The sequence below is a fragment of the Bifidobacterium hapali genome (genome assembly GCF_002259755.1).
GTDB lineage: Bacteria > Actinomycetota > Actinomycetes > Actinomycetales > Bifidobacteriaceae > Bifidobacterium > Bifidobacterium hapali.
In genome coordinates this window covers 79,444-105,858 of the sequence record NZ_MWWY01000020.1, presented here as the reverse complement: position 1 = coordinate 105,858, position 26,415 = coordinate 79,444, and the positions used below count along the sequence as shown (strand labels likewise).

Below are 26,415 nucleotides of genomic sequence, written 5' to 3'. Positions count from 1 at the left end.
CCTGATCGCGTGGCTGCACGAGCGCGACATCGAGCAGACCAGAAGCCGCCCGTACAGGAAGAACGACCAGGCCACCGTCGAGTCCAGGAACAACCACGTCGTGCGCCGCCACGCGTTCTACTACCGGTACACCGCCGACGAGCTCGACCTGCTCAACGAGCTGTGGGAACTGGTGCGTGTCAAGGCCAACCTGTTCACCCCGTCCAAGAAACCCATCGCGCGCGAAAGCACACGGGACGGACGCCCCCGCCGCGTCTACGACAGGCCGCGCACACCATGGGAGCGGCTCAAGGAGTTCGACGACCAAGATAGGGCCGCGGGCGGCCCCGGCTTCATCCCCGACGACAAGCGCGAGGAGATCGAACGCACGCTCGCGACCGTGAACCCCGCCGAACTCGTCCGCCGCATCCACGACATCCAAGACCGGCTCGAGGACATGGCCGCCCCGCGCACCGCGCGGCTGGCCAGACGCTCGGGCCCGGACATGGCATACTTGAACAAGACGCTCGCCCGGATCGCGGGCGTCGAACCGGAAGACAACGAAACCCCACCAGCCGATAAGGACTAGGATTTCGCGCTCACCCTAAGTGAGGCACCACTCCGGATTACGCGCTCACTTTCAAATGAGGCACCTCGCCGGAGAGCTTATTGATAAGCTTCGGATCTCGTGCCGAACCGTGAAACGGACAGTCCGGTGGACTGTCCGTAGGTGAGGGGAGCGGCTTGCCGCGACGGCTACGCGAGGCCGGAGAGCTTATTGATAAGCTCCGGATCTCGTGTAGCACCCTTATCGGCAGAACGTGCAAACGCAGCATACGCCTTCAGTGCTTGGCTCACCTTACGGTCACGATGTGCCACATAGCCGTCGCCAGCCTCCAGCTCAGCGCGGCGCTCAGCCAACTGCTCGTCGGTCAGCTCCACATTTACCGAACGGTTCTCAATATCAATGTTGATGATATCGCCGTTCTTGATCAAAGCAATCGGACCCTTATTCGCAGCCTCAGGCGCAATATGACCAATTGCCAAACCAGACGAACCACCCGAGTAGCGTCCATCGGTCAGCATGGCAACCTGCTTGCCGATGCCCTTACCCTTGACGAACGATGTCGGATACAGCATCTCCTGCATGCCCGGGCCGCCCTTTGGGCCCTCATAACGAATCACCAACGCCATGCCGGGCTTCAACGTGTCGTCAAGAATAACCTTGATAGCCTCTTCCTGTGATTCAACCACCAGAGCAGGGCCACGGAACTTCCAAATCTCCTGTGGCACACCAGCGGTCTTCACCACGCATCCGTCAGGGGCGAGATTGCCGCGCAGCACAGCCAGACCACCCTCATGAATCTCCGGATGATCGATATCATGAATCGCGCCATTCACACGATCCGTATCCAGCGAATCAAACAGCGTCTCATGCGTCCACGGTTCCGGCGACATAATATGACCCGGTGCCGCATGATACATCGTCTTCGCTTCTTCCGTGCAGGTGGAGCGCATGATATCCCAATCATCCAGCTTCGCTTCAAGCGACGGATAATCGACCGAATGCACGTCCTTATGCAACTTGCCCGCACGGTCAAGCTCACCGAGAATACCGCAAATGCCACCCGCGCGATGCACGTCGGAAATCTCCCACTTACCGGAAGGAGCAGCCTTGCAAATGCACGGAACGGTGTGCGAAATACGCTCAATGTCATCCAGCGTAAAGTCCACGTCAGCAGACTGTGCCATCGCCAGAATGTGCAGCACCGTGTTCGTCGAACCACCCATCGCAACATCCATCGTCATCGCGTTCTCAAACGCGTGCTTCGTCGCGATCGAACGAGGCAGAACCGAGTCATCATCCTCGTGATAGTAACGGTTCGCAATATGCACGATCTCACGAGCGGCCTTGCGGAATAGTTCCTTACGGAAACCGTGAGAAGCGAGAATCGTACCGTTGCCCGGCAGAGCCAGACCAATCGCCTCAGTCAAGCAGTTCATCGAGTTTGCGGTGAACATGCCAGCGCACGAACCGCAGGTCGGACACACGGTTTTCTCGTAGTTGAGCAGATCCTCTTCCGACACGTTGTCGTCGGCGGATGCGTACATTACGGAGATCAGATCGGTGTTCTTTTTCACCGTGCCGTCCGCGAGTACCGTCGTACCAGCCTCCATCGGGCCGCCGGAGACGAAGATCGTCGGGATGTTCAGGCGCAACGCGGCCATCAGCATACCCGGAACGACCTTATCGCAGTTCGGGATGCAGATAAGTGCGTCGGCGCAGTGCGCGTTCACCTGATATTCGACCGTATCAGCAATAATGTCACGCGACGGCAGCGAGTACAGCATGCCAGTGTGGCCCATTGCGATACCGTCATCCACAGCCATCGTGTTGAACTCGCGCGGGATGCCGCCGGCTTCCTTAATCGCTTCGGAAACAATACGACCAACCTTGTTGAGGTGTACGTGGCCGGGAAGGAATTCGTCAAACGAGTTAGCGATGGCGATAATCGGCTTTCCGAAATCCTTGCCGTCGACGCCAGCGGCACGGTAGAGGGCTCGGGCGCCCGCGAATACGCGCCCATTCATCAGTTTCGCGGATCTCATTTCTGCCATGTCTCTATTCAAGCCCCTAATCGAGACACGCATGTTGTCAATAGTCGGATAGTGGAATTCACATATCGTTTACGTTCGATTGGGTACTCGATAGGGCAGTGACATCCGCCGCATGATCGCGCATCCACTCAAAGCACATGCGAGTCTGCTCGGCATCGGCCAACGCTCGGTGTTCTTCGACATCTGCAATATCGAATCGCTGGATCAGATCGACCAGCCGATGGTGCCGTTCAGCAGGAAACATTGCGCGACTCATATCGAGCGTATCAATGACACGGTTCGGCACATGCCGATTGAGTAGTCGAGCCGCCGCAATGTCGATGAATTTGATATCGAAGCGGTTGATATTGTGTCCGATCAGCGTATCGTCGCCACACCAGTCAAGAAACGCAGGTAGAACGTCGTCGAGATCAGGCGCGGGGGAGAGCATGTCGTTGGTGATACCGGTTAATTGCGTGATACGCCAATGCAGTGGCCGCATCGGATTAACTAGTTGCTGGAAAGTGGCAACCGGCTTACGATCGCGCACGCGAACTGCGCCGAATTCGATAATCGTGTCACGATACCAGCTAATACCAGTCGTTTCCAAATCAAGTACCACATAGTCGTTTGGTAGTTGCTGCATGGTTATCGTCACCTCGTTATGCGTTCTGGCAAGCTGCGTTCTGACAGGTTCAATCGATCGCGTTGATTGGTCGTTGTATCGTGTGCGAGCGAGCATCTATCATACAGGCACATGCCGATGGGTATGCTAGAGGGATGACGATCGGCCAGTCCCGTCTCGATGCGGGTGTCGAGCTGCACAGCAAGGAGTCGAACACAGGAATGAAACATATCGTTGCAGGTATTCTCGCGCATGTAGATGCGGGCAAAACGACGCTATCTGAGGCGTTATTATATGCCACTGGAACGATTCGTACGCTCGGTCGAGTGGACCACGGCGACGCATTTCTTGATACGAATGCAATGGAGCGTGCTCGCGGCATCACGATTTTTAGTGAACCGGCAGTAATTGAAACCGGCGATCTTGAACTCACGCTGCTCGATACACCGGGACACGTTGATTTTGCAGCGGAAACTGAGCGTACGCTACGTGTGCTGGACTATGCTATTCTCGTAGTTTCTGGCGCGGACGGCGTGCAGGGGCATACGGAAACGCTGTGGCGACTGCTCGCGCAATATAAGGTGCCCACATTCCTGTTTGTCAACAAAATGGATGCGCCGGGCGCGGACCGTACGGCGTTGCTCACGCAGCTTAAGCATCGCTTCGGTGATGGCGTAGTTGATTTTGAGAATCCTGACGTTGCGCCTGAAACAAACGAAGATGTTGCCATGCAAGATGAGCGTGCGATGAACGCGTTCCTTGAGCAGGGGACGATTCCATGTGATGAACTTCGCCGTATGATCGCAGAACGCACGTTGTTCCCCTGTTTTTGGGGTTCAGCATTGCGTATGGATGGAATCAACGAGTTTCTGGCTGGATTTGAAACGTACGCTCGTGAGCCTCTATACGATAGCTCGTCTGCATCGTTCGGCGCGCGCGTATATAAGATTTCGCATGATGCGCAAGGCAACCGGTTGACGTGGCTGAAAGTGACCGGCGGCCAGCTGCGTGCGAAGATGATGTTGACGAATACGCACGATAATGCTGCGAATAAGCCGATGCATCAGGCTGACCAGACTGACCAGCCTGATACCGGGATCTGGAACGAGAAAGCTGATCAGGTCCGTGTATATTCGGGCGCAAAGTTCACGACTGTTGAAACGGTGCCCGCCGGCGCTGTGTGCGCGGTCACTGGTTTGACGCGCACGTTTCCGGGTGAAGGATTAGGTTGCGAGCATAATGCCGAAACGCCGCATCTGATGCCGGTACTCACGTATACGCTACTTCCGGGCGATAATGATGTGCACAAGTGCTTGACTGCGTTACGCCAGCTCGGCGATGAAGACCCGCTGCTGCATGTAGTGTGGGTGCCGCGATTGAGTGAAATCCATGTGCAGCTGATGGGTGCGGTGCAGTTGGAAATCATTCAGCAAATGATGCACGATCGGTTTTCGCTTGACGTTACGTTTGGTCCGGGCGGTATTTTGTACCGTGAGACGATCACGCACGCGGTTGAAGGCGTGGGTCATTTTGAACCGTTGCGTCATTATGCGGAGGCACATATTCTGCTGGAGCCGACCGAGCCGGGCAGCGGCTTGAGTTTTGCGAGCACGGTAAGTGAGGATGTGCTGGCGCGCAATTGGCAGCGGTTGATTGTGACGCATCTGGCCGAGAAGGAACATCTTGGTGTGCTCACTGGCTCGCCGATCACTGACATGCGGTTGACGTTAGTCGCAGGGCGTGCGCACGAGAAGCATACGGAGGGTGGTGATTTTCGTCAGGCTACGTATCGTGCGGTACGGCAGGGGCTGATGATGGCGCAGGCCGAAGGCGACGTGTCCGGCTATGGGGTTGATGACGATGGTGGTGACAACGTTGGAGCTGTCGGTGGTTGTAATACGGGTGTGAACGATGACACGGGGGAGAGTGATACTGCAACCCATCCGGTCAAGCAAGGTTGGTGCGTGCTGTTGGAGCCGTGGTATCGGTTCCGTCTTGAGATTCCGCAGGATATGCTTGGCCGTGCGATGGCTGACGTTCAGCGGATGGCTGGTAGTTTTGAGCCGGCTGAGATTGACGGCGAATATGCGACGTTGACGGGGGATTGCCCGGTCAGTGAGATGCGTGATTATGCGATGGATGTGAACGCGTACACGCACGGACTGGGACGACTGTCGTGCACATTTGGCGGGTACCGTCCGTGTCACAACGCGGATGAAGTGATCCGCGAAGCCGCGTATGATCCTGAATCCGACCTTGATAACACCCCTGATTCAGTGTTCTGCGCCCACGGTGCCGGATATCCAGTCAAATGGTACAAAGTGCCGGATTTCATGCACCTCGACTACGCCACACAGACCGTGGTGAACCGATAACGGCTACTATTAGGAATCTCGGACGTTGGAGAATGCCGCACGTAATCATATGAGTGTGAGTGCATGGACGCGAGCCGTGATGGCTGATCGGCTTTCTAGCCGTGTTGATGCCTGACGCCGGTCGTGTCGCCCAAGAGGAACCGCATGGACCCGGAAAATACGACAGGTTCGATGCCGGTTTCCTTGCCAACCTCCAGCTCGTCCTCATTGCCATCCAACGCAAAACACCATCGAAAACCAACTAGCGTACACACACCCTAGTTTCCTTGTGATGTGTGTTTGGTCGGGTATGCTTTTGGTTTGTTGTAAATGTTTCTGCCGGATATGGGAGACGATCGTGGACATGAGGGCTGACGAGGCAACGCTGTTCGCTCGTATGAACGAGGGACAGTACTTCGATCGTAAGAGTGCGCGCATCAAACCGGAGGATGTGTCTCGACATCTCATCGCGTTTGCGAATGCTTCGGGTGGACAGTTGGTTATCGGCATCGAGGACGATGGAAAGATCACTGGGTTCAAACGGGACAATGCTAAACCAGTCGAGTTGTTTGAACAGATATCGATCACGCAGTGCGTTCCCACGCCTCAGGTGAGTGTGCGTCGTGTTCCCTGTGTGAACGCGGATGGCGAGAGTGATGTGATCCTCGTGTTAGACGTGGCCCCGTCATCGAACCACGTGGTAGCAAAACGGTCAAACGGTGACGTGTATTTGCGCGAGGCAGATCGTAGCGTGCTATTGGATCGCGAGCAGGTGCGCGCTTTAGAGTACGATAAGGGGCAACGCTGGTTTGAGGACGAGCTTGAAAACCGGTCAGGCATCGACGATATCGATCGTGATGTGTTCGACCGGTATAAGAGTGCCATCGGTGCGACGGACATTCCCGATGAGCGGGTGTTGCGCAGTCGTGGTTTTCTCATTGACGGGCATCTGACGAACGCTGGCGTGCTCCTGTTCTCGCAGTATCCGGTCGCGTTCCTGCCATCGGCTCGAGTGCGTGTCATTAAGGTCGATGGTATTGAACTACATACTGGTCGTAGTCTGAACATCGTCAAGGATGTGGAGTTCGACGGACCTTTACCCACGGTTGTGGAACAGTCTAGTCAGCTTATTGGTTCGTTGCTGCGTGAGTTTCAAGTGCTCGGTGATGACGGTCGGTTCCGCACGGTACCAGAGTATCCGCGGTTCGCGTGGTTTGAGGGGCTGGTGAACGCGGTTGCTCACCGTGACTATTCGATCCGCGGCGAGTACACGCGGGTGATGATCTTTGATGACCGGCTGGAGGTCACCAGTCCAGGCGCGTTGCCGAACCGGGTGACGGTGGAGAACATGCGTACTACCCGGTATGCGCGTAACCCGAAAATCTGTCATGTGCTCACCGCGTTCGAGCTGGTGCGTGAGCTTAACGAGGGCGTGCACCGCATGTACGAGGAGATGGAGGAACTTGGCTTGCCTGACCCTGAGTACAGCGAGCCGAACGATTTCAGTGTCCGTCTCGTGCTACGCAATAACATCAGGCAGCGCATCCCCTACCTGAATGGGCGGCATGACGGGCCCATCACTGTCATCAACCAAGCAGAGATCCCTGCTGAGGGTCTGACTCCGACAGAACGTAGGGCCCTTACTCTCGCCATCGACAACGGGAAAGTGACAGTCAGACAGCTCGCGGTCGATGCTGGAGTGCATTCGCGTACGGCGTCGCGGGTACTGAAGCATCTCGTGGAGGAACGGCTGTTGTATTGGCATGGTTCAGGGTCGCATGATCCTAAGCAGTATTATGCGAGGGACTGAGCTTGCTGCGACACAGCATGGACGGAAATGTCGGAGTTCTGTCGGAGTATGTCGGACCTTTGTCAGAGTATGTCGGAGTTCTGTCGGACCTTTGTTGGAGTAACTCCGACATGGTGACACCAGATTATGGTATTTCGTTAATGATGGTGGACGAGAGGGATTTTCATATGGGTATTTTGGAGTTCTGTCGGCGGAGTTATGCCAGATGGGTTGATTAGTTCCTAGTGTTTGGTATTTGCTAGTTGCGTTCCAGTGACGAATCGTCGTTATGGATGTTTTCCAGTGGGTGTGGTCATTTGGCGTGTATTCGAGTGTGAAGTTGAGGATTGTTTCCCAATCGTCGTAACGTAATTCGTGTCCGTCTTCGCGACAGTGTAATCCGATATTGTTTTCAGCGTGGAGGAAGCGCCATACTTGTGCTGCGGCTATCCATGTGACTTGTGTGCCGTACATGTTGCATGGACGCGAGTCGCGATGGCTGATCGGCTTTCTAGCCGTGTTGATGCCTGACGCCGGTCGTGCCGCCCAAGAGGAACCGCACGGACCCGGAAAATACGACAGGCTCGATGCCGGTTTCCTTGCCAACCTCCAGCTCATCCTCATCGCCATTCAACGCAAAACACCATCGAAAACCAACTAGCGTACACACCCTAAGCTTGATGCTAAGTGGATCGTGGAGATCCGGCGTCTTTATGAGTCGAAGACGGTGACCGTCAATCAGATTGCTGCCATGATGGGGGTTGGCGGGGTGAGCGTCTATCGGGTGTTGGAAAGGCATGGCGGCCAGTGACGTACCTTGCCGCAGCCGACGTCCAATTCACGCTGGAGTAGGACTCAGATGCCGCCGGCCAACCCGCGACTACGCGGCAAGGAAAAACCAAAGGTGCCTCATGACCATTCCTACCGAGAACGACGTTACTGCCAGATCCGCCTTCGCCCTTGACGTGCATCCCGTTCCCCGTTGCGACGCCGTCATAGCCGGAGACAAATGGCGCATCACCATGCTCACCGAATCGCTTGTCCGGTTCGAATGGTCCGATGCCGGCCGGTTCGAGGACTATGCCACGCAAACCATCCTCAACCGCGATCTCGGCCGGACGCCGTCGTACCGTGTGACGCATAGCAGGGGATTGACGATTGTCGACACGGCAGCTCTGCATATCGTCTATGACGGCCGACCGTTCAGCAAGGAGGGATTGAGCGTGGTCGTCGGCGGCATGGCCAATAGTCAGAACAACACTTGGCATTACGGCGACGTTCAGCGTGGCAATCTCAAGGGTACCGCGCGCACGCTCGACGAGGCGGATGGGTGCATCCCCTTGGGCGACGGTGTGATCTCCCGCGACGGGTGGGCGGTACTGGACGATTCCCGTTCCAATCTGATCATCGAGACGAACGTGGTCAACGGCACGCCGAACCCGTTTGGGACATGGGTTTCGCTAGGGACCATGATGAGACCGACCTGTACTTCTTCGGCTACGGGCACTGTTATATCGAAGCGGTGCGTGATTTCTACCGACTGACCGGGCCGACGCCGCTGTTGCTGCGGTTCGCGCTGGGCAATTGGTGGAGCTGCTACTACCGTTATTCGCAGGACGAATACTTGCAGCTCATGGATCGATTCAAACGTGAAGGCATCCCGTTCACCACGTCCGTGATCGACATGGATTGGCATCGTGTTGACGACGTTGATCCGAAATACGGATCCGGATGGACCGGTTACTCGTGGAACCGTACGCTGTTCCCCGACCCGGCCGCGTTCCTTCGCGGACTGCACGAGCGCGCCTGAAGACCACGCTCAACGTGCATCCACTGCCTACGAGGTTCCGGACGAGTACCGTTTCGGCACGGAACTGATCGTGTCCCCGATCGTCGCGCCCAACGATAGGGCTGTGCAACGCGGCCGGACGAACGTCTGGCTTCCGCAAGGCGATTGGTTTGATCTGTTTTCGGGCAGGCATTACGAATCCCGGCCGACAGGCGGTCGCCGCATGGAGGTATGGCGACCGATCGACCGGATTCCCGTTTTTGCCAAGGCAGGCGGCATCGTTCCGCTGCAGCCGGTTGCGGAGCGTAGGGAATCGATCAATGACATCGCCAATCCGAGTGCACTGTCGTTGCTCGTTTTCCCCGGTGCTTCGGGCGAATTCACCCTGCGTGAGGATAACGGCCGGTTCGGCTCGCGCAGCATGGACACGTCGATCGAGTTCGCGTGGAAGCCGGACGGCATGAGTTGTCTCACCATACTGGGCGTTAGCTGACTGAGGGGTAGTAACACCGTTGGAACGTTCTGCAGGTGCTGCTACCCCTAGACCGCTTCGCGGATTCGGCTTGCGATTGCCGTAACATCATTCGTTCCATTGCGGCAAATGACGCCGTGGTGTGTCCTGATGTACATGATCTCGTTCTGATGGATTTGGTAAGGCCTGTGGTTGCAAGTGGTGTACAGCGATGATTGTCAGGTGGCGACACACCGCGACAACAGATAATGATAACGAATCTCATTATGGTGTATAGTGTGTGGTTGGTTGAACGAACACCACAAGATATGGCGATTCGTACCAAAGAATGTCAGACGGTTCATGCGCAATCGCCCTAAAGAGGAACATCATACGCGTTTTCCGGAAAAAAGAACAGTCTTGTTCTTCATGAAATGGGTCAATACCATGACTGGTGCGTAGCCATGAATCGCGGCGCAGTCTTGCATGCCAATCGCCATGGCTGGCGGAGAAAGGGGAGCATAATGACGGATACAGGCCCGGCCGCAGAACAAGTGACGGCAAACAAGAAAAACAAAACCAAACAGCGATCCTCGATTGCGCAGCTGCTGGACTACGCAGGTTCATACAAAGCGTTGACCATATTCGGCTGCGCGCTGTCCGCAGTGCATGCGGTGCTGGACATGCTGGTGCTCATCTGCATCTGGTTCGTGGTGCGTGACCTGCTGGCCGTGGCCCCCGACTGGAGCCGCGCAGACAACGTAGGCCGCTACGCTTGGTGGGCCATGGGATTCGCCGCCACGGCGCTCGTCATCTACTTCTTTGCTCTGGCCTGCACCCACTTGAGCGCGTTCCGCACCACCTCGAACATTCGCAAGGCATGTATGCGCCACGTGATGAGCCTGCCGCTCGGCTGGTTCGACTCGCATCCCAGCGGCGAGACTCGCCGCATCATCGACGGCTCGGTCGAGGAGACGCATGCCGTGATGGCGCATCGATTGCCGGACCTGGCCGCCGCAATCACCACGCCGGTGGCGTTCATCGTCGTCTCCTTCATTTTCGACTGGCGCATGGGGATCGCCTGCATCATCCCGATCATCCTCTCCGCCGTGCTCATGGGCATCATGATGGGCACCGGTGCCGGCGCGAATTTCATGGAACGTTACCAGAAAGCGCTTGACACCATGAACAAGTCGGCCGTCGAATACGTGCGCGGCATCCCCGTGGTCAAAACCTTCCAGCAAACCGTGTATTCCTTCCGCGCTTTCAACCAGACCATCAACGAATACCGGCAGATGGCGTTCCGCTATTCGAAGTTCTGCCAACCGGCGCAGGTCGCGCAGCTGGTGGCCATCAACGGCACCTTCGCGTTGCTGGTGCCGTTGTCGATCGTCATCGCCTCGAACGCCGGCGATTTTCGCGGATTCCTGGCCGACTTCCTGTTCTACTGCCTGTTCAGCACCATCACGGTGCCGATGATGACCAAGGTCATGTACTCCACGCAGTCCTTCATGCAAGCCGACGATGCGATGCGCCGCCTGAACGGCATCCTCTCCGCCAAGCCACTGCCGCAGCCCGACGCCGCGCACGCCGGCAAGTCCCAAGACAACAGCGTGGAATTCCGCGACGTGACCTTCTCCTATGACGGTGCCGATCGTCCCGCCCTCAACCGCCTGAACTTCACTGTGCCGCAAGGTTCCACCGTGGCAATGGTAGGCCCCTCGGGCTCCGGCAAGACCACGGCCGCCAGCTTGGTGCCTAGGTTTTGGGATCCGCAATCCGGTGCGGTGCTCATCGGCGGCGCGGACGTGCGCAGCATCCCCGAAAAAGAACTCATGAAACACGTGGCGTTCGTCTTCCAGAACGATCACCTGTTCGCCGAATCGCTGATGGATAACATCCGCCACGCCCGGCCCGAAGCCACGCGCGAGGAGGTGCTGGCCGCCGCGCACGCCGCTCAATGCGACGACATCATCGCCAAGTTCCCCGACGGACTGGACACGATGATCGGTACCGGCGGCGTATATCTGTCCGGCGGTGAGACGCAGCGCATCGCCTTGGCCCGGGCCATCTGCAAGGACGCGCCGATCATCGTGCTCGACGAGGCCACCGCATTCGCCGACCCGGACAACGAGGTGCGCATCCAGAAAGCCTTCGAGCAGCTCGCCAAAGGACGTACCGTGCTGATGATCGCTCACAGGCTTACCACCGTGCGCGATGCCGACAACATCATCGTGCTCGACCGCGGGCAGGTGGTCCAGCAAGGCACCCACGACCAGTTGATTTCCACGAACGGACTGTACGCGCGCATGTGGCGCGACTATGAGACTTCGGTGACGTGGACCGTCGCGGCGGGCGATGCCGCGAACGCCGTCACCGAGACCAGCAAGGAGGCGCAGCGATGAGCACGCGCGACACGAAAACCGCCATTGACCGGTCTATCGACGAAGCGATCAAAACCGCCGCATCGAACGGCACCGATACAGTGACGCCGACCATCGACTACCGACAATTGGTCGGTAGGCCCGCGAAACCGGGCAGCTTCCGCGACCGATTCGCCCTGACCGAAACCGGTGGCAAGGCACTGGTTTCCGGCGCCATCGCCTGCGCGGTCGGCAACTTCAGTCTCATGCTGTCCATGGGCGTGATCTATCTGGCTGTGAACCACTACGTGAACCATCTGAGCGACCCCGGCGCGCCATTGCCTGAATTCTGGCCATTCGTAGCCATGAGCATCGCAGTGCTCATCGTCATGTTCCTTGCGCAATGGTGGCAATACGATTCCACCTATAACGAAATCTACGGCGAATCCGCGCGCACTAGATTGTCGTTGGCCGAAAAACTGCGCATGCTGCCGATGTCGTTCTTCTCCCGACGCAGCATCGCAGACCTGACCACCGCCGTGCTCACCGACTGCGCGTCGCTTGAGCAGCTATTCTCGCACGTCATGCCGGAACTGTTCGGCACCACGGTCTCCACCATCGTGGTATCGGTCGTGCTGTTCATCTACGACTGGCGCATGGCGCTCGCCATGATCTGGGTACTGCCCATCGCCGTTCTGCTGCTGCTGCTCAGCCGCAAGCTGCAGCAATCGCTGACCCGCGCGTTTACCAAGGCGCGCCTGTCCGTGGCCTCCGGCATCCAGGAAAGCCTGGAATGTGCGGCCCAGCTACGCGCCAGCGGGCAGACGGACCGCTATCTGGAAGGCCTGGATCGCAAGATCGATGCCGCCGAACACGCGCAGGTCCGCAGCGAACTGATTCCGGGAACCATCGTCTCCGGCGCACAGATCCTGCTCACGGTCGGCAAGGCTTCGATCATTCTGGTCGGTGCGAACCTCATCGCTGCAGGCGAGACTGACTTCGTGACCTACATGATGTTCCTGCTGTGCGCGGCCCTGATCTACGCGCCCATCGCCGTGATCTTCGAATCGATCGCCGAACTCATGGAAGTGGATATGCACGCCGCACGTCTGCGTGAAATCCACCGCGAACCGGTGCAGCAAGGCAGTGAGCGGTTCGAACCGAACGGCCACGATGTCGTCTTCGCGCACGTCACGTTTTCCTACAAGGGCGATGCGGTTGGGGCAGTCAAGGTCAGCGCGGATGCCGTTGATTCCTCGACCGATGAGGACACCGTACTGTCTGACGTGTCGTTCACCGCGCGTCAAGGCGAGGTCACCGCACTCGTCGGCCCGTCCGGCGGCGGCAAGTCCACGGTGACGAAACTCGCTGCACGCTTCTGGGACGCCGATTCCGGCACGGTTACGGTCGGCGGCGTGGACGTATCCGGTGTGGCGCCGGAAACCCTGCTTACCGATTACGCGATCGTCTTCCAGGATGTGGTGCTCTTCAACGACACGATCCGCGAGAACATCCGACTGGGTCGCCGCGGTGCCAGTGACGCCGAGGTGCTCGCCGCAGCGCAGGCAGCGAATTGCGACGAATTCGTCTCGCTGTTGCCCGACGGATACGACACGGTCATTGGTGAGAACGGTTCGACCTTGTCCGGCGGTGAACGCCAACGCATCTCCATCGCCCGCGCGTTGCTCAAGAACGCGCCGATCGTTCTTTTGGACGAAGCCACCGCTTCGCTGGACGTAGAGAACGAAACCAAGGTGCAGGGCGCGCTCTCCCGCCTGCTGCGTAACAAAACCGTGCTGGTCATCGCCCATCGTATGCGCACGGTGATGAACGCCGACAAGATCGTGGTGCTCGACGGAGGCCATGTTGTGGAGGAAGGTACGCCGACCCAGCTCATCGCTGCCGGAGGCGAATTCGCCCACATGGTCGCCCTCCAATCCGACGCCCAATCCTGGACCCTGCGCAAGCAGTGAATTCAGCCAATAGAAAGGAAACAACACAATGACTCAGTCCTCAACCCCAACCACCTCCCAACAACCATCCTCGCCCAAGCGCAGCCTCGGCCTCAAGCCCAAGGATTGGATTTCCGTCGGCGTGTACGCCGTGATCTATATGGTGCTCAGCTTTGCCGTCGCCATGCTCGGCTACATTCCGGTGCTTATGCCGTTCTCCGGTGTGTTCATCGGCATCGTGTGCCAGACCCCGGTGATGCTGATGGCGCTCAAAGTACGTCACGCCGGCGTATTCACCGTGTTCGGCATCATCACCGCCCTGCTCATGGGCCCCGGCCAGATTCCCACGATGGTATGCTCCGTGGTCGTCGGCATCCTTGCCGACCTGATCTGCCACTTTGGCGGTTTCACGAACAGGAACCTGCTGATTGTGGCCGTTGGTGTGTTCAATATCTGGAGCTGCGGCAAGTACATCCCGTTCTTCTTCACCCGTGACGCATACCTCGCGCAGCTGGCCAAGGGCTACGGCCAAAGCTATGTGGACCAAGTCTCCGGCCTGTTCCCGATGTGGATGGCATGGCTGATGCCCGTCCTGCTGTTCGTTTCCGGTGTAATCGGCGGTTGGATCGCGTCGAAACTGCTTTCCAAGCACTTCGAAAAAGCCGGTCTGGTCTGAACCGATGTCTGGAACACAACTGGAATCCGCATCGGTTTCAGGCATCGGCAACCAACCATATCGAGGTTGGCTGCGATGCGATCCGCGCACCAAAATCGCGCTGGTGTTTACCATCGGCTGCTTCTGCGTGACGCTGATGGGCGGAGACTCGCCCTCGGTGTATGTGATGCGTCTACTGCTCTCCCTGACGCCGATACCGTTGCTACTGTTGACCCGGCATATCGGATCCGGCATCGGCTATGCGCTGTGCGTGGTCGGATTCACCGTGCTCGCGCGTTTTGTTCTGCCGCTGTTGACCGGTGCGGCCAGCTGGCTGCTCTACGCCAGCATCGGCATGATGACGCAGATTCTGCCCGGCGCGATGATCGCCTACTGGATGCTGGCCACCACCACGGCCAGCGAGCTGATTGCCGCCCTGCAACGGATGCACGTGCCGCTGGCCATCACCGTGCCGATCGCCGTGATGTTCCGGTTCTTCCCCGTGGTGGTGGATGAGCAGCGTTCGATTAATGACGCGATGCGCATGCGCGGCGTGCGGTTCGGCGGCGGCAAGATGTCGCGGATGCTCGAATATCGCGTGGTGCCGTTGATGACCAATTCGGTGCGTATCGCCGACGAGCTGACCCAATCCGCACTGACCCGTGGATTGGGATATGCCGACCGGCGGACCAGCATCGCGCAAGTCGGCTTTCGTTTGACCGATGCGGTGCTGCTTGCCCTGTGCGTGGCGTGTTTTGCGGTCTGGGTCCTAAGCGTAGTGGGAGTGCTGCCATGAGCATGATTCAGTTCAAAGACGTGACCTTTTCCTATGGCGGCGAGGAGGGCGATATTGCCGCTGGCAACGGAAACGGTAGGACCGCACCCGGTGTAAGTCATCTCGACCTCACTGTTGAACAGGGTCAGACTGTGTTGCTCTGCGGCGATTCGGGCTGCGGCAAGACCACGGTGACCCGTCTGATCAACGGCCTGATTCCACATTATTTCGAGGGTACGATGTCTGGGCATGTGGAGGTGGACGGGCTTGACATCGAGGCCGTCGAACTGGCCGAAATCGGCCGACATGTAGGCTCGGTGTTCCAGAACCCCAAAAGCCAGTTCTTCACCCTCGACGTGACCGGCGAACTGGCGTTCGGCTGCGAGAACTTCGTCATGCCGCCCGATGAGATTCGCGGCGACATCGCTCGTGAAGCCAGACGGTTCGGCATCGAACGACTGCTGGGCCGGCCGCTCGCCGACCTGTCCGGCGGCCAGAAGCAGAAGGTCGCCTGTGCGTCCGTATGCACCGCCGGACCCGACGTGCTCGTATTCGACGAACCATCCAGCAACCTTGATGCCTCGGCCATCAGTGAACTCGCCAAGGCCATCGGTCTGCTCAAAGCCCAAGGCAAGACCATCGTAATCGCCGAACATCGGCTGTATTGGCTGGCCGATCTGGTAGATCAGGTGTACTACATGCGTGAGGGGCGTATTGAGCGGACGATGGATGCCGCACAGTTCCGGACGTTGACTGACGCCAAGCGGCTGGGGATGGGATTGCGCCCGATCAACGTCGAACAAATCGCCGACGGCACGGATAGGCCGGAGTCCTCTGGCAAACAGTATGTCGTGTCCGGGTTTCGGTATCGGTACCGCCACCAGAGGCATGATTCGCTGGACGTTGAACAGGCCGTGATTCCCGCCGGTCGGGCCACGGCCGTGACCGGGCTCAATGGAGCTGGCAAATCCACGTTCGCTAGGTGTCTGCAAGGGCTGGACCGCCGGTGTGCGGGCGATCTGCTTACGCCGGATGGCACACGGCTGAACCACAAGGCGCGCCTAGGGGACTGCTTCACCGTGATGCAGGATGTCAATTGCGAGCTGTTCGCCGAATCCGTATTGGATGAAATCGAACTTGCTCAACCGGTCGAAAACAAGGACATTGCGCTGGATGTGCTCCGCCGACTTGACTTGGACCAGTTCGCCGACAGGCATCCGCTGTCCCTGTCTGGCGGACAGAAACAGCGCGTCGCCATCGCGGCCGCATTGGCTTCCGAACGGCGCATCGTTATCCTGGACGAGCCGACCAGCGGCCTTGACCTACGGCACATGCGGCAGGTCGCCGATATCGTGCGTTCGCTGACCGCTGCGGGCCGGACCGTTGTCATCGTCACGCACGACCCCGAATTCGCCATCGCCTCCTGCGATGCCAACATCGGCATCGAGCAGGGGCGGATGGTCGAATCCTATGCGTTGGACGCGGCCGGGCGCAGTCGGCTAGCGCGCAAGCTCACGGCATCCGTCTGAACCGTGAGCGAGCCTGCGATCGGCATTGATCGAAGTCCAAACGTCCGTAAGTACGCGGCCTGACGAATCCATCGCATATATAATCGTGTCATTCATCAAAGCCGGAAACATCGCCATAATCGGTACTCCTAACAAACCATGCTGGAGTGAAGCGGCTTGGCTCGCCCGCCAGCCTCTTGCAAGTTCGTCATGCGGATGAACTCGTAAGAGGATGACCGGCTATCGTGGCCGTTCCCAAGTTTTACCCACGGTAAAAACCTGAGCGCAGCAGACTCAAGTTTTTTTTGTCTTGCATTGCTTCGTCCATTGCATCCGTCGCGAGAATGATCTTAACGAGTGGTGTATTGCGATCGTCTGTTCTCAATGTCGTCTTTGGCATACGGACGCATCACATATTCGGTAAACGTTCAGTAAACGAACAGAAACGGTTCGGTGTACGGTTGTGGTACATTCGATCAGTGCTGCATATGTGATGACAATGGCAAAGTAATCGTGAATGTCAGCGATTATATGGTGTCTTTGTCAGCGACAGCGGGGACAATAAAAGCGATGTGCTCGGCATGTTGCTTGGGCTAAGGGCCGTGCAGTCGGCTAGAAAAACGAACCAACCGTGAAGTGCAAGGTATGACGAACGAGAACATCCGACACACTATGAACGATGATATTGAAGACATTGAGGAACTGAGGATCGTGCGCAAAGGCGAACGAGCCGATAATGTAGCGCGCTCACAAACTGATGTAGCCGACTTGTCTGATCCTGAGCATACAGGAAATACTGAGCTTACTGAGGCGAACGATGAGGCCGATAAGCGAGCGGAACGTAACGAACGCCGCTGGTTCAAATTCCGCAGCACGCCGTTTGCTGGATGGATGTACGCAATGTTCTTCGTACTGTTCGATCTTGCAGCGGTCGCCATCTTGCAGTGGGGTGTCTCACTGAAAAGTACGCGCGTCAAACTTTCGAGTCCAACCGTTGGTTGGGGATTCGTTACGAAAATGTGGACTGATCACAATTTCGTTCTTGTTCTCAACTTACTGCTGTGGGGTATTGTTTATCTTGCGCTGCTGATGCTGATTAACCGATTTTGGATTGCTACACCGATTTTTCTAGCGATTGCAATCATTATTGCTGTAGTTGAGCATTTCAAAGTGCAGATTCGCTACGAAGCTGTGTTACCGAGCGACCTCAACTTTCTTAAAGCAGATAAGAGTAATCTACTGAGCTTTATGCCACCGGGAGCCCACTGGACGATTATCTTAGCAAGCGCGATTTTTGTTGGTATCGTGATCATTTGTTATCTGCTGTATCGTATGGATGGTCGTAACGGTCGACTAATTCGATTCGACCATATTGGGCTTGGTATTACTGTTCGACTGTTACTTATCTTGGTGCCCGGCATGTTCTTCACCGTGTACACGATGCAGGTGAGCACGGTCGGCTCGTGGGCAAAATCATTCGCCACAGTAATGGGCGACAAGCCGAGTATGTGGGATTCCGTGTACGACGCGCAGCGTAACGGTCCGCTCGTCTCGTTCACGCGACAGTTGAACCCGCGTATTATGGACAAGCCTGCGAACTACAGTGAAGAGACGATGACCGCGCTTGCGCAAAAGTATGCGGCTGAAGCGGATACGATCAACGAGTCACGATCGGCGAATCTCACTGATTCGACGGTTATCTACGTACTGAGCGAATCATTCTCCGATCCGTCTCGCGTGCCGGGATTGACGGTCAACAAGGATTCTATGCCGAAGATTCGTGCAATTAAGAACAGTACGACATCTGGCCTGATGCTCTCATCTGGTTACGGTGGTGGTACCGCAAATCTCGAATACATGGGATTAACTGGTATGAGTATGGCGAATTTTGACTCGTCGTTGACCAGTCCGTACCAGCAGTTGGTGCCGAGTGAGCATTGGACGCCGACGATTAACCAAATGTGGGGTGCTGCGAGTTTCTCGGAAGCGTTCCATCCGTACGAGTCGTCCATGTATTCGCGTGAAACAAACTATCAGAAGTTTGGCTTCTCGCATTTTTACACGTTGACTGGTGACGGTAAAGGCAATGACATCATCAAGTATCAGGATAAGATTGATGAGTCTCCATATGTGTCTGATGAAGCAACGTATCGATCTGCGCTCGAAGCAATCTCTGCAACTGATGAGAATCAGTTCATCCAAATCATCACGATGCAGAACCATATGCCATATAACGACTGGTATGAGAATAACGACTTTACGGCTACGTCGAGCGATCCGGCGAATCCGCTGGATAGTGATGAAACCAAGTCGATTGAGACGTATCAGAAGGGTGCAAGCCTGACAGATGAGGCGACGGCTGCGTTCTTAGATAAGCTTGACAAACTCGATAAGCCGGTGACTGTCGTGTTTTATGGCGACCATTTGCCGGGCATTTATGAGACGGCGAGCGCGGATACGAATAATTCGTTGGCTTTGCATTTGACGGATTATTTTATTTGGTCGAATAAGGCGAGTACGTCGGCTGGTGAGAAGATTGACGATGCTGCGTATTCGTCACCGAACTTCTTTGTTGCGCAGGCTGCTGAGCATATGAATGCGAAGGTGTCGCCGTATTTGGCGTTTTTGACGCAGATGCATGCGAAAATTGCTGCGATGGAACCGCCAGTGGTGAATTCGATTCAGGGATGGGATCGTATTCCTGAGGGGCAGAATATCTACCTTGATGCCAATGGCCAGCCAATGGCTGAGGCGGATTTCGACGAGGAAACGAAACAACTGCTTGCTGATTACCGGTTGATTCAATACGACATTACTGCCGGTAAGAATTACCTGAAATCCACTGGTTTCATGGATCTGCCGTAGACTGCCAAGTTGCAGGTCGTGCTGTCAGCGAAACAAAGACGCGGCTCCCTGACAAGGGGAGCCGCGTCTCTGTCACTGACAGCACGTCGACCGAGGAGCAACGCAGAAGGCGCTCCGTGCTCACCCATTCAACGCTTTGGCGCCGATATCGTGGCGATAGAACAGTCCACGCGTGTCGAGCTGATCGAGGATTGCATAGACCTTATCCTGCGCGGCCTTGATCGATTCCGCGGAGGTTTCAACAAGGAGCACGCGGCCAGAGTCGGCAACGAGTCCGTGGTTTGCATCGCTGGCAACGCCGGCATAGTAGACATGTGATTCAGTGCCAACATTAATGGTAGGAACGGGTGCGCCCTTGATGACGTGCGTTGGATATCCCTTGGAGGCGAGCACGACGCCGAGGGTTGCGCCATCGGTTTTCCACGTAAAGGTTGGAGCCACGCCATTGAGGATATCGTTGATACCAGCGCCTAGGTCGGAGGTCAAGCGGGGGAGTACTACTTCCGTTTCCGGATCTCCGAAGCGGGCGTTGAACTCGATAACTTTTGGACCATCTTGAGTGGCGATAAGGCCAGCGTAGAGAATGCCGGTGAACGGCGTGCCTTCAGCCGCCATCGCTTCTACGGTGGGTCGCACGATCGTTTCGATAGCCGTGTTCACCACATCTTGCCCGATCTGTGGTACTGGACTGTACGCGCCCATACCACCAGTGTTCGGGCCTTCATCGTTGTCATACGCGCGCTTATGATCTTGCGAGATTGGCATTGGCCAAAATTCAGTGCCGTTGACGAAGCTCATGAGCGAGAATTCTTGGCCTTCGAGATAATCTTCAATCACAACTTTGGCACCAGCATTACCGAACCGGTGATCGATGAAAATATCGTCGAGCGCTTTGATCGCAGTATCTTCATCCATCGCAACGGTAACGCCTTTGCCAGCGGCCAAACCGTCAGCTTTAATAACGATCGGCGCACCATGTTCACGCACATACGCGACGGCCGGTTCTAACTCGCCGAACGTTTCATACTTGGCGGTTGGAATACCGTGACGAGCCATAAGCTGTTTGGCAAAGTCTTTAGAACCTTCGATTTGCGCGGCGGCTTTCGTCGGTCCGAATGCTTTGATACCAGCGGCTGCGAATGCGTCAACAATGCCTTCGATCAGTGGCACTTCTGGGCCGACAAACACCCAGTCGTACCCGTTGTCTTTGACAAAATCGATGAGCGCAGCATGGTTTGAAGCTCCGAGGGAAACAACGCGAATACCGTCAAGCGCCATGCCCGGATTGCCCGGAGCGACGGTGACTTCGTCAACACTGCCGCCGCGAAGTAGCGCGTGTGCAATCGCATGTTCACGCGCGCCCGAACCGATGACCAGAACTTTCTGTCCCATTGTTCGTTGTCCTTTCCGTCACATGTAGTGAAGATGAATGGAAGTGATCACAGGCCGCGATGCAGCTGCACACGCGTGCCATCTACATCCTTGACAATGCGACCAACCGTATAATGCGTCTCCTGCTCAGCGTCGAGAATACGTTCGACTTCGTCTACCTTGTCGGGGGAGACGACGAGTACCATGCCGATACCCATGTTGAAAATGTTGTACATTTCCAGTTCGTCCACATTGCCCAGTCGCTGCAGCACGCGGAAGATAGGCGGCACGCTCCAGCTCGTGATATCGAACGCGGCTGCAAGACCTTCCGGAATAATACGCGGCACTTTTTCAACGAATGCGCCACCGGTGATGTGTGCAACACCGTGCAGCAGATTGTCACCTGAGAACAGCGGCTTGAGCGCCTTGGCGTAGATACGGGTCGGCTTCAAAATTTCCTCGCCGAGCGTTTCGCCACCCAGCTCGTCCAGCTTGGTGTCCACACTCAAATTATTGTCCTTGAACAGGATCTTACGTACCAGCGAATAGCCGTTGGAATGAATGCCAGAAGATGGCAAACCGATGAGCACGTCGCCTTCAGCGATCGTCGTGCCATCAATAATCTTGGACTTTTCAACCACGCCAACCGTAAAGCCAGCCAGATCATACTCGTCAGGAGCATACATGTCTGGCATTTCAGCAGTTTCGCCACCGACCAGCGCTGCGCCAGCTTGCACGCAACCATCAGCTACACCCTTGACAACTTGCTCAAGCAATGCTGGGTCGTTTTTACCGCAGGCGATGTAATCGAGGAAGAACAGGGGTTCAGCACCCTGCGCGAGAATATCGTTGACACACATGGCCACGCAGTCCTGACCAATCGTGTCATGCTTGTGCATCATCTTGGCGACCATGAGCTTGGTACCGACACCATCGGTACCAGAAACCAGTACCGGCTCCTTATATCCGAGTGAAGCAAGATCGAACAGTCCGCCGAAACCGCCGATGCCACCGGCACCCGGGCGAGCGGTACGCGCAACGTGCGCCTTGATACGGTTGACAACCTCGTAGCCGGCTTCAACACTTACGCCAGCGTTCTCATAGGCTGTGGGCATGACGGTCCTTTCTGTACGTTCCGTACTATTTTTCTTAGGAAATTTCAGATACGTGTAATTGAATGCGGATTAATGCGGGTGCCGGCATCATTCGGCCGGCGTAACGGTCGCGTATTCGTTGCCCTCGTACTTGCTCTTGTAGAGCGCGAACTCAGGCAGTCGCACGCGATCTTCAGGCGTGAGCGACTTGAGGAAATCATCCTCATAGTCGTCAAGTGCAGTCGGATAGTCGCCGTTGAAATATGCAACGCACAGACCGCCGTACGGTGCATCAGCGCCCAATCCAATCGACTCAACAAGACCGTCAAGTGAGAGGAACGCAAGCGAGTCCGCACCAATATAGTCACGGATTTCTTCTACGGACTTCTTTGCGGCAATCAGCTCTTTCGTCGTGGAGATATCGATGCCGTAGAAGCACGGGTACTTGAGCGGCGGCGAACTGATACGCATATGTACTTCGGCCGCTCCCGCTTCTTTGAGCAGTTGGACGATACGTTTCGAGGTTGTGCCACGCACGATCGAATCGTCAATAACGATTACGCGCTTGCCTTTAACAACACCGCGCACAGCAGATAGTTTCATGCGTACGCCCTGCTCGCGCAACTCTTGCGTTGGCTGGATGAACGTACGAGCCACGTACTGATTCTTGATCAGACCCATTTCGTTAGGCAGATGCGCGGCTTCTGCATAACCGGACGCGGCCGACAGTGACGAGTTCGGCACGCCGATCACCATATCTGCGTCAACTGGAGACTCAGCGAAAAGACGCGCTCCCATGCGTTTGCGAGCCGAGTGAACGTTCACACCGTAAATATCAGAATCAGGACGTGCGAAATAAATAAACTCCATCGAGCAGATCGCCAGTTGCGTTTTATTCGTGTACTGGATGATCTTGTAGCCATGATCAGAGACGACAATGATCTCGCCAGGACGAATATTACGCACAAGGTCCGCACCGACCACGTCGAGTGCACACGTTTCCGAAGCGAGCACATACGCGCCGTTCTTCATGCGACCGAGCGAAAGCGGACGGAATCCGTTCGGGTCAAGCGCACCGATCATCGCGTTCTCGGTCATGAGTAGGTATGCGAAACCGCCATGCACGGTGTTCAGTGCTTCCTTGAGCTTATCCATGAAGGTTGGCTTGGAGGAACGACGAATGAGGTGCATGAGCACTTCGGTATCAGAGTTGGAGTGGAAAATTGCACCTTCGTCTTCGAGATGGCGACGCAGTGACGGGCAGTTGGTGAGGTTGCCGTTGTGACATAACGCCATGTCACCATCGTGGAAGCGGAAGATGAACGGTTGAATATTGTCGGTAGTGCCAGAGCCGGCCGTGGCGTAACGCACATGGCCGATAGCCTTGTCTCCCTTGAGTCGAGCGATTTCGCGTTCATCGCCAAAGACTTGGGTGAGCAGACCGAGCCCGCGGTGACCGATGAGATGACCGTTATCATTGGAAACGATGCCGGCACCTTCTTGACCGCGGTGCTGGAGTGCATGGAGACCAAAATACGTGAGTCGTGCGGCGTCGGGATGACCCCATACGCCGAAAATGCCGCATTCTTCGTGGATATCTTCGAGTTCAGCCGACAAGCCAAAGCTCCTTCCGAGGCATGGGAGAGAGGGGATTACACTAACGGTCCATCCTACCAATTGCCGGCTACATTGCTTTGGACTCGCATGCCATTTACTGCGCGGCGCTTTGCGCAACGTTTGCTGTTTGCCTCGTGGCAGTCGCAGAGCCGCGGTCAACAAGTTCAGGTGCAATCATGACCCGTTGTGGCGGACGTTCTGGATGCAAATAACGGGCAATCAGCAAATCAACGCAGGCGCGTCCTAACTCTTTATGTGCCGAACGCAGTGCAGTCAGTGGCCTCGAATTCGGCGTGATATAACCATCCACTGAAATGATTGATATATCATCAGGCACCTTCGCGCCATGTCGTTCGAGTGTTTGCGCGAGTGACATGGCCAGCCAATCAGAGTGTACAAGCATCGCTGTTGTACCGGTATCAAGTGCCTGTTTGGCAACAGATTCCACTCCAACTGAATCATATGGCGCAACATTGGTGCGTACGAATGTACCCTCAACGTAATCCAGCCGTCCGGTAATCGAACGCCAACAATCCTCAATGTAATTCGATACTGGCGTATGCGTGAGCGCAAGCGCAAGCCGACGATGACCGAGCGATACGAACAGTTCTACTGCTTGCCTCACACCGGTGCGATAGTCAGTCATCACCATGTCGAGTCCATCAATACCGAACGGTGGCTCACGCTCAGCAATTACCACGGGTACTGGCGCATCAGCAAGCCAATGCCAGATATCTGAACCTTGCATGCGTACGCTTGGCGCGAGAATCAGTCCGATCACTGATGAATCGTTGAGCAAATCTTCTACGATCGCGACTTCATCGCCGTTATCGTAGGTAGTTGAACGTGCTTCAGCCGCAAGATCGTGCACGGACGCTTCTTTCTCAATCGCTTGCGACGTAAGCGGCCAGTTGAAACTCGGTTCGGGGAACATAACGCCGATCGTGCCGCATAATGTTGGCGTTAGCTCGTGTGGTGCGGTTGCATCGTATCGAGAGGCGCGCGATGACGGTACGTTTTGTGTGGATGTCATATCGACCGGTATCGCGCGCAGATCAGGACGCATAATATGACGCGCTGTTGGTGACTGATTGCGCGGCTGACGAGCAATCGCGGGGGTGTGATCAATATAGGCACCGGTCGATATGGCTGATGCTGTCGATGTCACGTCGTCGCCGAGCGCGGTCGCACCTCCGCGTACGCGGCGGATAAGACCGGCATTGGCGAGCGTATTGAGATCGCGACGAACGGTGATCGGCGTCGTATCGAGCGTTCGAGCAAGCTCGTCAACGCGCACGACAATACCGCGTGAAAGCATGCCGAGAATGATATCTTGACGCTCGGCTGGTAAATACTTTTTATCATCAACACTGGTGCCGGCTTCGGGGACGCCAGTGGCGGATTCGGTGAGAACGGTCATCGCTTCTTCGCTTTCCTGCTGCTGCATTGCGCACGACGCACACTATCTTCAGCATGCGTCCATGAGTTAGAGCACACCATAGCACATCTGTGTTCGTTCATGATCGTTGTTGCACTTTTTTGCATTACACTTGATTATTACGAGTCGAGGAGGTTCAACATGGCTCAAGGACGAGTAACGATCAATGACGTCGCGCTCGCGGCTGGAGTGTCTGTGTCTACGGTGTCTCGAGCACTGTCGAAGCCGGGCAGGGTGAATGCTGAAACTGCCAAACGTATTCGTATGATCGCTGATGAGCTGGGATATCGTGCGGAAACAGTTGAGTCGTTTACTCGAGATCAGCCGAGTGGTTTGATTGCAGCGTTTGTGGCCGATTTACGTAACCCGTTGTTTTCTGATCTTGCACACAGTATCCAGCACGAGTGTTTGCGTAGTGGATACGGACTGATGATCGTAGACACGGAAGAAGCCAATGTGCTTGAACGTAAGCTCGCAAGTTTGACTCTGCCGCACGCTGATGGCTTTGTTTTCCTGTCTTCGCGTGTCTCTGATGCGACGATTCGCAAAGTGGCACAGTCGAAGCCGGTATTGATGGTGAACCGTACTGTGCGTGGTATTCAGTCGGTGATTGCTGATGGTGCTAAGGGTATTGGTGAAGCGGTTGATTTACTGGTTGGGCTTGGTCACCGTGAAATTACGTATTTGGCTGGCCCACAAGCTTCGTGGAGTGAGAGCACGAGATGGCAAGTGCTGTATACCAAGTGTGCGGCATCACGGGTGCGGTTACGTCGTATTGATGGGTCGGCTCCGACCGGTAAGGGTGGTGCGAATGCGGTTGAAGCGTTTCTTGCGAACCCGACAACGGCGGTGTTTGCGTACAACGATCTGATGGCGATTGGTTTTATCAATGAGCTGCGTGAGCGGGGTGTAGATGTGCCTGGTTCGGTGTCAGTAATCGGTTTTGACGGTATTGAACTTGGCTCGCTGATTTCGCCGTCGCTGACGTCGGTGGTAATTCCGTGGCGTGAGATGGGTCGGCAGTCAGCTCGACTGTTGATTGATCAAGTGCGCCATCGTAGCGTAGGTATCTCACGGCCGGTTGTGTTGCCTACGCGAATGCTGGTGCGTGAGACTTGTGCGGCGGCGAAATGATCACAGTACAGCAGAGTATTACAGAATAATTGTAACGGTACAGCTGAGCAATGCAGTC

General features: G+C 56.1%; 17 protein-coding genes and 3 pseudogenes. 13 read left to right on the top strand and 7 right to left on the bottom strand.

The annotated features are described in order from the left end of the window. A pseudogene (locus BHAP_RS04580) lies at positions 1–568 on the top strand (integrase catalytic domain-containing protein); the annotation flags it as partial. 167 nt (positions 569–735) lie between these two features. Here BHAP_RS04580 and ilvD read toward each other — a convergent pair. Both ilvD and BHAP_RS04570 read right to left on the bottom strand, forming a co-directional pair. Next, positions 736–2,598: a dihydroxy-acid dehydratase gene (ilvD, locus tag BHAP_RS04575; protein WP_094729566.1), complete on the bottom strand. Its 1,863-nt coding sequence runs from the start codon at positions 2,596–2,598 to the stop codon at positions 736–738. A gap of 58 nt (positions 2,599–2,656) precedes the next feature. Further along, on the bottom strand, positions 2,657–3,223 hold the full coding sequence (locus BHAP_RS04570; RefSeq protein ID WP_094729565.1) for a 3'-5' exonuclease: 567 nt from the start codon (positions 3,221–3,223) through the stop codon (positions 2,657–2,659). Between the two features lie 200 nt (positions 3,224–3,423). Here BHAP_RS04570 and BHAP_RS04565 point away from each other — a divergent pair, with 200 nt between their 5' ends. The 10 genes and pseudogenes from BHAP_RS04565 to BHAP_RS04525 all read left to right on the top strand — a co-directional run bounded on the left by BHAP_RS04565 (position 3,424) and on the right by BHAP_RS04525 (position 16,859). Further along, positions 3,424–5,577: an elongation factor G gene (locus BHAP_RS04565; RefSeq protein ID WP_094729564.1), complete on the top strand. Its 2,154-nt coding sequence runs from the start codon at positions 3,424–3,426 to the stop codon at positions 5,575–5,577. Between the two features lie 343 nt (positions 5,578–5,920). Continuing rightward, positions 5,921–7,366 (top strand): ATP-binding protein, encoded by a 1,446-nt coding sequence (locus BHAP_RS04560; protein WP_094729563.1) that lies wholly within the window; start codon positions 5,921–5,923, stop codon positions 7,364–7,366. Between the two features lie 451 nt (positions 7,367–7,817). Next, positions 7,818–8,006: a hypothetical protein gene (locus tag BHAP_RS11455; RefSeq protein ID WP_143248735.1), complete on the top strand. Its 189-nt coding sequence runs from the start codon at positions 7,818–7,820 to the stop codon at positions 8,004–8,006. Positions 8,007–8,027: 21 nt separating this feature from the next. Beyond that, positions 8,028–8,156, top strand: a pseudogene (locus tag BHAP_RS12040) (hypothetical protein); the annotation flags it as partial. 100 nt (positions 8,157–8,256) lie between these two features. After that, a pseudogene (locus tag BHAP_RS04550) lies at positions 8,257–9,582 on the top strand (TIM-barrel domain-containing protein); the annotation flags it as partial. 527 nt (positions 9,583–10,109) lie between these two features. Continuing rightward, positions 10,110–11,990, top strand: a complete 1,881-nt coding sequence (locus BHAP_RS04545) for an ABC transporter ATP-binding protein (RefSeq protein ID WP_094729561.1) — start codon at positions 10,110–10,112, stop codon at positions 11,988–11,990. Further along, positions 11,987–13,921: an ABC transporter ATP-binding protein gene (locus BHAP_RS04540; RefSeq protein ID WP_094729560.1), complete on the top strand. Its 1,935-nt coding sequence runs from the start codon at positions 11,987–11,989 to the stop codon at positions 13,919–13,921. The genes BHAP_RS04545 and BHAP_RS04540 overlap by 4 nt, the downstream gene beginning before the upstream one ends. A 28-nt stretch (positions 13,922–13,949) precedes the next feature. Continuing rightward, positions 13,950–14,576 carry an MptD family putative ECF transporter S component gene (locus BHAP_RS04535; RefSeq protein ID WP_094729559.1) on the top strand — a complete coding sequence of 209 codons (627 nt, stop codon included), beginning with the start codon at positions 13,950–13,952 and terminating at the stop codon, positions 14,574–14,576. A 4-nt stretch (positions 14,577–14,580) separates the two neighbouring features. Next, the gene (locus tag BHAP_RS04530; RefSeq protein WP_094729558.1) at positions 14,581–15,351 is read left to right on the top strand and encodes an energy-coupling factor transporter transmembrane component T; all 771 of its coding nucleotides are present in this window, start codon (positions 14,581–14,583) and stop codon (positions 15,349–15,351) included. After that, a complete protein-coding gene (locus tag BHAP_RS04525; RefSeq protein ID WP_211279687.1) occupies positions 15,348–16,859 on the top strand; it encodes an ABC transporter ATP-binding protein in 1,512 nt (503 codons plus the stop codon). Before BHAP_RS04530 ends, BHAP_RS04525 begins: the two co-directional genes overlap by 4 nt. Here the strand turns inward: BHAP_RS04525 and BHAP_RS11625 are convergent. After that, positions 16,830–16,976: a hypothetical protein gene (locus tag BHAP_RS11625; protein ID WP_158216433.1), complete on the bottom strand. Its 147-nt coding sequence runs from the start codon at positions 16,974–16,976 to the stop codon at positions 16,830–16,832. The genes BHAP_RS04525 and BHAP_RS11625 overlap by 30 nt on opposite strands. A 753-nt stretch (positions 16,977–17,729) precedes the next feature. Here BHAP_RS11625 and BHAP_RS04520 point away from each other — a divergent pair. Beyond that, positions 17,730–19,703 carry an LTA synthase family protein gene (locus tag BHAP_RS04520; protein WP_244569300.1) on the top strand — a complete coding sequence of 658 codons (1,974 nt, stop codon included), beginning with the start codon at positions 17,730–17,732 and terminating at the stop codon, positions 19,701–19,703. 120 nt (positions 19,704–19,823) lie between these two features. Here the strand turns inward: BHAP_RS04520 and purD are convergent, their stop codons facing one another. From purD to BHAP_RS04500, 4 genes are all read right to left on the bottom strand, one after another. After that, positions 19,824–21,095, bottom strand: a complete 1,272-nt coding sequence (gene purD / locus BHAP_RS04515) for a phosphoribosylamine--glycine ligase (protein WP_094729556.1) — start codon at positions 21,093–21,095, stop codon at positions 19,824–19,826. A 47-nt stretch (positions 21,096–21,142) separates the two neighbouring features. Beyond that, on the bottom strand, positions 21,143–22,189 hold the full coding sequence (purM, locus tag BHAP_RS04510; protein WP_094729555.1) for a phosphoribosylformylglycinamidine cyclo-ligase: 1,047 nt from the start codon (positions 22,187–22,189) through the stop codon (positions 21,143–21,145). Positions 22,190–22,276: 87 nt separating this feature from the next. Continuing rightward, positions 22,277–23,785 carry an amidophosphoribosyltransferase gene (gene purF / locus BHAP_RS04505; protein ID WP_094729554.1) on the bottom strand — a complete coding sequence of 503 codons (1,509 nt, stop codon included), beginning with the start codon at positions 23,783–23,785 and terminating at the stop codon, positions 22,277–22,279. A 94-nt stretch (positions 23,786–23,879) separates the two neighbouring features. Next, entirely contained in the window at positions 23,880–25,232 is a 1,353-nt protein-coding gene (locus tag BHAP_RS04500) for a substrate-binding domain-containing protein (RefSeq protein ID WP_094729553.1), read from the bottom strand. A 132-nt stretch (positions 25,233–25,364) separates the two neighbouring features. Between BHAP_RS04500 and BHAP_RS04495 the strand changes: the two genes are divergently transcribed. After that, positions 25,365–26,357: a LacI family DNA-binding transcriptional regulator gene (locus BHAP_RS04495; protein ID WP_158216432.1), complete on the top strand. Its 993-nt coding sequence runs from the start codon at positions 25,365–25,367 to the stop codon at positions 26,355–26,357. Positions 26,358–26,415: the final 58 nt, after the last annotated feature.